The organism is Pseudomonas sp. K5002, assembly GCF_013386655.1.
GTDB lineage: Bacteria > Pseudomonadota > Gammaproteobacteria > Pseudomonadales > Pseudomonadaceae > Aquipseudomonas.
This window is the reverse complement of record NZ_JACARK010000922.1, coordinates 1-3,316: the sequence shown is the minus strand read 5'-3', so window position 1 is coordinate 3,316 and position 3,316 is coordinate 1. Positions and strand designations below refer to the sequence as shown.

Sequence of the window (3,316 nt, the reverse complement as noted above, 5' to 3'; positions counted from 1 at the left end):
TGCCTGAGCTGGGCGACCTGCAAGGCCTGTTTGACCGGGCCCGGCGCGGCCTGGAATTCACCGGTGAAACCGCCCTGAAGGCTGCGCACCTGCTGGAGTCCATCGGCCCCGCCGAGGGCCTGGCGCGCCTGATTCTGTTCATCCAGTTACTGCATACCTTGGGGCAGGCATCCTCCGGGGAAGCCCATTGCCTGGCCAGTGCCTGCTACACGCCAAGCCTGGATGCCCGCAGCTCGGAGCGTATCCACAAGGCCTTCGAATACCTGATGACGGAATTGACCGGCGACCTGCGGCTGTCGGTGATCGCCCAACGGCTGGACATGAGCGAACCGGGCTTCTCGCGTTTTTTCAAGCGCGTCACCGGCCACGGCTTTATCGACCTGATGCGCAAGTTCCGGGTGCAGCGCGCCTGCCGCCTGTTGCTGCAAAGCGAGATGTCAGTGGCCGATATCTGTTTTGAAGTGGGTTACGCCAACCTCTCCAACTTCAACCGGCACTTTCGCATCGAGATGAACCAGACGCCCAGCGAATATCGCCGGGAAACCGCGATGTACCTGTTTAACCGCAATGGCGATCAGGCGCTGCCGTTTACCAAGGCGCATTTCTGACCAAAAGGCCGACTATTTCCCACTTTTCTCAATTCCTTCATGCAATTGACACAAATTGGTACAACCTGTGCAAACGTTTGCGGAACGAACTTGGCAACCAGGTTCACCTCAACCCGAAGAATCGGGCCCCAACCGCGTACGAACAGGGATTTTCAATGCAACCCACTTCCAGACGATCCGCGTCGGCTACCCCTTTTGCTGTTTCCCTGCTACTGGCTGCCGTTACGGGAGTACTCAGCGGACCCATTTTGGCGCAGGAAAAACCCACCGATGACTCAGCACAGGGCGAAGCCCTGGCCCCGGAAGCCAGCCCGTCGAAAAAAGGCGTGTACCTGTCGGACTGGTTCAACCAGGACCTGACGGTGATCGGCAGCAAAGACATCAGCTTCGGCCCCAAACCCGCCGATGACGTGTACCTGGAGTACGAATACTTCGGCCGCAAGGGCCCGTTCGAACTGTATGGCTACGTCGACATCCCGAAGATCTTCGGGATCGGCAACAGCAACGACAAAGGCGCGTGGGACCACGGCTCGCCGGTGTTCATGGAGCACGAACCGCGCATCTCCATCGACTACCTGGCCGGTCGCAGCCTGGCCATCGGCCCGTTCAAGGAATGGTATGTAGCGTTTGACTGGATCTACGACCACGGCAGCAACAAGGACAACCGTGCCAACACCTTGTACAGCGGCCTGGGCACCGACATCGAGACCCACTCGCGGGTCAACCTGTCGGCCAACTTCTATGGCCGTTACCAGTGGGAAAACTACGGCGCCAGCAACGAATACTCATGGGACGGCTACCGTGCGCAGATGAAATACATCGTGCCCATCGGCAGCTTCGACAATGGTGCGTCGCTGACCTATATCGGCTTCACCAACTACGATTTCGGCTCGGATCTGCACAAAGACAACCCCGCGCGCACCGCCAACTCCCTGGTTGCAACAAACGTGCTGTTGTATTCGTTCACTCACCTGCGTTTCACCCTGGTAGGCCGTTACTTCCACAACGGCGGCAACTGGGAAGACGGCAGCGAGCTGAACTTTGGCGACGGCAATTTCCGCGCCCGCTCCAACGGCTGGGGTTACTACGCCGGTGTGGGCTATCAATTCTGAGTGTGAACAAGGAGCAGTAGATGAAGACCTTTACCCGCCTTTCAATCGCCATCGGGCTGGCCGCCGGGGCGCTGTTGCCGCAGGTCGTGCTGGCTGATGCCCCGGCCCCGATCAAGCCCAAGGTGATGCTGATCACCATGTTCGCCCCCGAAGCGCAGAACTGGATCGACCGCCTGGAACTCAAGCAGGAAGTTCGCGTGCCAGGCTTGTCGGCCGAGTATCCAGTGATCCGCTGCAACACCCAGGACGTGTGCCTGCTGGTGACCGGCATGGGCCAGACCAACGCTGCCGCCTCGACCCTGGCGCTGGCGTTGTCGCCCAAGTTCGACCTGCGCCAGAGCTACTTCCTGATCGCCGGGATCGCCGGGATCAACCCACACCATGGCACCATCGGCACCGCCGCGTGGGCCCATTACCTGGTGGAATTCGGAACCCAATGGGAACTGGATTCACGGGACGCGCCGAAGGACTGGCCGACCGGCTATATCGGCATCAATACCAAGGGGCCGAACGAGAAGCCGCCGCTGGACTACAAGACCGAAGTGTTCGAGCTCAATCCCAAGCTGCAAGCCAAGGCGTTTGCGCTGTCGCAAAAAGTCGAGCTCAGTGAAAGCAAGGAGTCCACGGCCTGGCGCAAACACTATCCGTACGCGCCGGCCAATCAGCCGCCGCAGGTCACCCAGTGCGACACCCTGGCGGGCAATACCTGGTTCTCCGGGACGCGCCTGAGTGAGCGCGCCGAGGTCTGGACCAAATTGCTGACGGACAATAAAGGCGTGTACTGCACCACCCAGCAGGAAGACAACTCCACCTATGAAGCGTTGCTGCGGGCCAGCCGTGAAGGGTTGGTGGATATCAATCGCCTGGCGGTGGTGCGGGCCGGTTCCGACTTTGATCGGCCGTACCCGGGCTACAGCGAAGTGGACAACCTGCTGAAGTATGCGGACCAGGGCGGATTTGTGCCGGCGCTGGAGAACCTGTATCGCACCGGTAATCCGCTGGTGCAGGCAATTCTGAAGAACTGGTCGGCGTGGGAAAAAGGCGTTCCCGAAGCCTGAACAAAGATCAAATGTGGGAGCGGGCTTGCTCGCGAAAGCGGTGGATCAGTGCCGAATGTATTGGCTGACACACCGTATTCGCGAGCAAGCCCGCTCCCACACAAGCCCGCGCCCACAATAAGCGGGTCAGGGCAGGAAGATAATCTTGTCGGCACTGCCCTGGTTCACTTGCTCAAAGCACTTCACACCGTCGGCCAGCGACACTTCCCGCAAACCGGTCGGCAGCGGCAACAAGTCCTCATCGAAGAACCGCCCGAACTGCTCCAGCATCACGGCGCATTGCTCGCAGTTGTAGAGCAGCGAATTGATCCCCACCACCGAACCACCCTTGCGATACAACGCCAGGGCCGGCAGTTGCACGTGCCCGTCAACCGGCGCGGCGATGATCGCGATACGGCCAAAAGGCGCCAGCGCCGCCACCGCTGCCGGCAACCAGAAGCCGGTGGTGTCAAAGATCACATCGGCGCCCGTACCGAACAGCGCATTAACCTGCCCGCCCAGCGCTTCCGGCTGGCCCAGTAACAAGCCCTCGAAACCC

Annotated in this window: 3 protein-coding genes and 1 pseudogene; 3 read left to right on the top strand and 1 reads right to left on the bottom strand. The window is 60.3% G+C overall.

Going from position 1 to position 3,316, the window contains the following annotated elements; translation table 11 throughout:
- From HX846_RS31040 to HX846_RS31030, 3 genes are all read left to right on the top strand, one after another.
- On the top strand, nucleotides 1-608 hold a 608-nt coding region (locus tag HX846_RS31040; protein WP_178966858.1), incomplete at its 5' end, for a helix-turn-helix domain-containing protein.
- 155 nt (nucleotides 609-763) lie between these two features.
- The gene (locus tag HX846_RS31035) at nucleotides 764-1,720 is read left to right on the top strand and encodes a nucleoside-specific channel-forming protein Tsx (protein WP_032899590.1); all 957 of its coding nucleotides are present in this window, start codon (nucleotides 764-766) and stop codon (nucleotides 1,718-1,720) included.
- Between the two features lie 20 nt (nucleotides 1,721-1,740).
- On the top strand, nucleotides 1,741-2,778 hold the full coding sequence (locus HX846_RS31030; RefSeq protein WP_177028320.1) for a purine nucleoside permease: 1,038 nt from the start codon (nucleotides 1,741-1,743) through the stop codon (nucleotides 2,776-2,778).
- 126 nt (nucleotides 2,779-2,904) lie between these two features.
- On the opposite strand, the pseudogene HX846_RS31025 reads toward HX846_RS31030, so the two are convergent.
- Nucleotides 2,905-3,316, bottom strand: a pseudogene (locus tag HX846_RS31025) (zinc-binding alcohol dehydrogenase family protein); the annotation flags it as partial.